At 66.1% G+C, this 3,536-nt stretch carries 4 protein-coding genes and 1 pseudogene; 4 read left to right on the forward strand and 1 reads right to left on the reverse strand.

The window, feature by feature from the left end:
* From CCR82_RS04915 to CCR82_RS19080, 4 genes and pseudogenes are all read left to right on the forward strand, one after another.
* A pseudogene (locus CCR82_RS04915) lies at positions 1–362 on the forward strand (class I SAM-dependent methyltransferase); the annotation flags it as partial.
* Between the two features lie 88 nt (positions 363–450).
* A complete protein-coding gene (gene arsS, locus CCR82_RS04920; protein ID WP_201244298.1) occupies positions 451–1,428 on the forward strand; it encodes an arsenosugar biosynthesis radical SAM (seleno)protein ArsS in 978 nt (325 codons plus the stop codon).
* 29 nt (positions 1,429–1,457) lie between these two features.
* Entirely contained in the window at positions 1,458–2,129 is a 672-nt protein-coding gene (locus tag CCR82_RS04925; protein WP_201244299.1) for a TIGR04283 family arsenosugar biosynthesis glycosyltransferase, read from the forward strand.
* Complete coding sequence (locus tag CCR82_RS19080) at positions 2,129–3,151, forward strand: TIGR04282 family arsenosugar biosynthesis glycosyltransferase (protein ID WP_338073102.1); 1,023 nt, start codon at positions 2,129–2,131, stop codon at positions 3,149–3,151. Before CCR82_RS04925 ends, CCR82_RS19080 begins: the two co-directional genes overlap by 1 nt.
* A gap of 160 nt (positions 3,152–3,311) precedes the next feature.
* On the opposite strand, the gene CCR82_RS04940 is transcribed toward CCR82_RS19080, so the two are convergent.
* Positions 3,312–3,536, reverse strand: a 225-nt coding sequence (locus CCR82_RS04940; RefSeq protein WP_201244300.1) for a DsrE family protein, incomplete at its 5' end; no start/stop codon positions are given.

Raw genomic sequence — 3,536 nt, forward strand, 5'->3', positions numbered from 1 at the left:
TCGCCATGACCAGTCTCTGCTTCTGCGCGCGACCAGAGCAGGCCCTGTCCGAGCTCTGGCGGGTGTCGCGCGCGGCGGTGGTGCTGGGGTTGCTGCATCGGCGCAGCCTGCTGTATTGGCAAAAGGCCGGGCGCGGCAGCTACCAGGGCGCTCGTTGGGATCAGCTGAGCGAGGTGCGAGCCTGGGCGCGGAGTCTTGATCCACAGCCCGACCAGATCGAAGCGCGCTCAGCGCTGCTCCTTCCCAGCGCTGGACCGCTGGCGCGTTGGGCCGAGCGGCTGTCTGGCATTGGCCAGCACAGTGAGCGCCTGCCCCTCGGTGGCTTTCTCGCGGTCTGTCTGCGACGGCCTGTTGTTGCATGATATCCCTGGGCTGCTGGTGCTGGCCAAGCTCGGGCGCCCGTCTGTTTTATTTTCGAAATCTCCAACCTTGTTGTCCGCTTGACGCGCCATGCTCGACACTCTCCCGCATCTTCAGCCCGGCGATTTCCCGTTCATCCGGCGCGAGCAAGTCTTGACCCTGCAAGTCAATCTCGGGCGGCTATGCAATCAGCAGTGCCTGCATTGTCATGTGGGTGCGGGACCGCAGCGGCGGGAAATCATGGATCGGGACACCCTGGAGCTGGTCATGGCGACGCTCGAGCGCGGTGATTTCCAGACCCTGGATCTGACTGGCGGCGCGCCCGAGTTGAATCCCGGCTTTCGTGATCTGGTGCGCCATGCGCGCGGTCTTGGGCTCCGGGTGATTGATCGCTGCAACCTGACAGTGCTGAGCGAACCCGGACAGGAGGATCTGGCCGACTTCATCGCCGATCAGAGCTGCGAGCTGGTCGCCTCCTTGCCCTGCTACCTGGAAACCAATGTCGATGCCCAGCGCGGGCGCGGGGTGTTCGATGCCAGTCTGGCCGGTCTGCAACGGCTGAACGCGCTTGGTTACGGCGATCCGAACAGCGCGCTGGTACTGGATTTGGTCTTCAATCCGCAGGGGCCGGAGTTGTCACCACCCCAGGCGGGGCTGGAGGCGGACTATCGGCGGGAGTTGTTCGACAAATTCGGCATTCGCTTCAACCGGCTGCTGACGCTGGCCAATCTGCCGGTGGGGCGCTTTGGCAGCCTGCTGTTATCGACCGGCGCCTTCGATGGCTATATCGAACTTCTGCGTTCCGCCCATCGCGCGGAGAATTTGGCCAATGTGATGTGCCGCTCGCTGATCAGCGTCGATTGGCAGGGTTGGTTGTACGACTGCGACTTCAATCAGATGCTGGGGCTGCCGCTGGGCGTGACCAAGGCAGATGCCGAGCGCCCGCATCTGCGCGATCTGCCCGGCCGCGCGCTCGCCGGCACGCCCATCGCGGTGGCTAATCACTGCTATGGCTGCACTGCCGGGCAGGGATCAAGCTGCGGCGGCGCTCTGACCGGAAGCTTCTGATGCCGGCCACCGGCGAAGGTGCCCAGTCCATGCGTCTGTCCATCATCATTCCGACGCTGAACGAAGCCGATGCGATCGTTGCGCTGCTGGGCGATCTGGCCGCGCTGCGCGCCGCCGGTCATGAGCTGATCCTGGTCGATGGCGGCAGCACCGACACCACCCAGGCGCTGGCCGAACCGCTGGTGGACCGGCTGCTCGCCGCACCGCGCGGGCGCGCCGCGCAGATGAATGTCGGCGCCCAAGCGGCCACCGGCGAGCTGCTGTGGTTTCTGCATGCCGACAGCCGGGTGCCGGCCGCCACCGCCGAGGCGCTGCTCGCCGCCGCACACACTGGGGTGCGCTGGGGGCGGTGCGATGTGCGGCTGTCCGGGCGCCATCCGCTGCTGCGGGTGATCGAGCGCGCGATGAATCTGCGCTCCTGCCTGAGCGGAATCGCCACTGGCGATCAGGGCCTGTTCGTCACCCGCGCGGACTTCACTGCCGTGGGCGGTTTTCCCGACATCCCGCTGATGGAAGACATCGCCCTGTCGCGACGCTTGCGCCGGCTGGCGCGACCCCTGTGCTTGCGCCCAGCCTTGATCACCTCCAGCCGACGCTGGGAATCGCGCGGGATTCTGCGCACCATGGTGCTGATGTGGCGGCTACGGCTGGCCTATGCCCTGGGCGCCGATCCGGCACGGCTGGCGCGGTTGTATCGGTGATGAGTCATCAGGATAGGCGCGGCGGCGGCACGCTGATTGTCTTTGCCCGCGAGCCGGTTCCGGGTCGGGTCAAGACCCGCTTGATTCCGGCCTTGGGCGTCGAGGGCGCGGCGCGCTTGTACCGGCGGCTGCTCGGCATGGCGTTGCAGGCTGGACGCGCAAGCGCTTGCGCGCGCCGCCAACTCTGGTGTGCCGGGATGGCGGATCAGGCTGGAGATGCCGGCGATGCGAGCGACGACTGCGCGCGCCTCGCCGCCGACCATGGCTTCAGCTACCATCGTCAGCCCGAGGGCGATCTCGGCGCGCGCATGGTCGCCGCGCTGGACGCCGCCCTGATCGAGAGCGAGCGCGCGGTGCTGATCGGCAGTGATTGCCCAGACTACGCGCCGGACTATCTCGCGGCCGCCTTCGCGGCTTTGAACAACCATGACGCCGTGCTCGGCCCAGCCGCCGATGGGGGCTATGTGCTGATCGGCCTGCGCCGCCCGGCTCCCCGGCTGTTCACCGGCATCACCTGGGGCAGCGTCTCGGTGCTGGCGCAGACCCGCGCCGCGCTTCGAGAAGCCGGCCTTACCTGGTTTGAATTGCCGACCCTGCGCGATTTGGATCGTCCCGAAGACCTCCGCCACTGTCCCGCCCTGCTTGATCACGGCTTAAGGGACAACCAGCTGGTCTTCGTCTACAACGCCGATAGCGGTCTCTTCAACACAATGGCCGACATTGGTCACAAGCTTTTCTCACCCGCGACCTATGCTTGTGACCTGTGCGCCATCACTCATGGCCTGCTGAGCGAGCGCGCCGAATGGCGTCGCTTCATCGAGTCTCTGAGCGCGCCTTGCGAATTCATGCATCGCGATCAGTTTCGCGCGCGCTTCCCCGATGTGCAGGCGCCTCTGCCGGCGATCTTCCGATGGTGCGAAGGGCGGTTGGTACTCTGTGCCGACGCGACGGCCATTGCCGCCTGCGAATCGCTTGTGGATCTTCAGGCGCTGATCCTGAGGCACTGCCTGGGCGAGCGGTAAACCAAGCGCGATGAGGTCGAGTCAGACCAGCCCTCGGTGGCTTTCTCGCGGTCTGCCGCCGAACGGCATTCCCGGGCAACTGGTGCTGGCCAAGCTCGGGTGCCTGGTCCGGGCAGCCCGTCCAACGACTCAGGACGGGCCGACCAGCGCTTGGGGTCGCTTACATGATGGGAATGGTCGCGTAGCCCTTGGACTGATAGCCGATCTGCGAGACGAAGGTATTGCCGACGAGCTCGAGGCCAGGCAAGAGCGTCTTGGTGTCGATGCCGGCGAGGCGGGTCGTGATCGAGCAGACCTCCATGCGCACGTTCGGCTTGGCCAACAATGCCTTGATCTGCTCGGCGATCTCGTCGTAGACCGCCTCCTCATCGAGCGGCACATCGGT

It is taken from the genome of Halochromatium salexigens (genome assembly GCF_016653295.1).
GTDB lineage: Bacteria > Pseudomonadota > Gammaproteobacteria > Chromatiales > Chromatiaceae > Lamprobacter > Lamprobacter salexigens.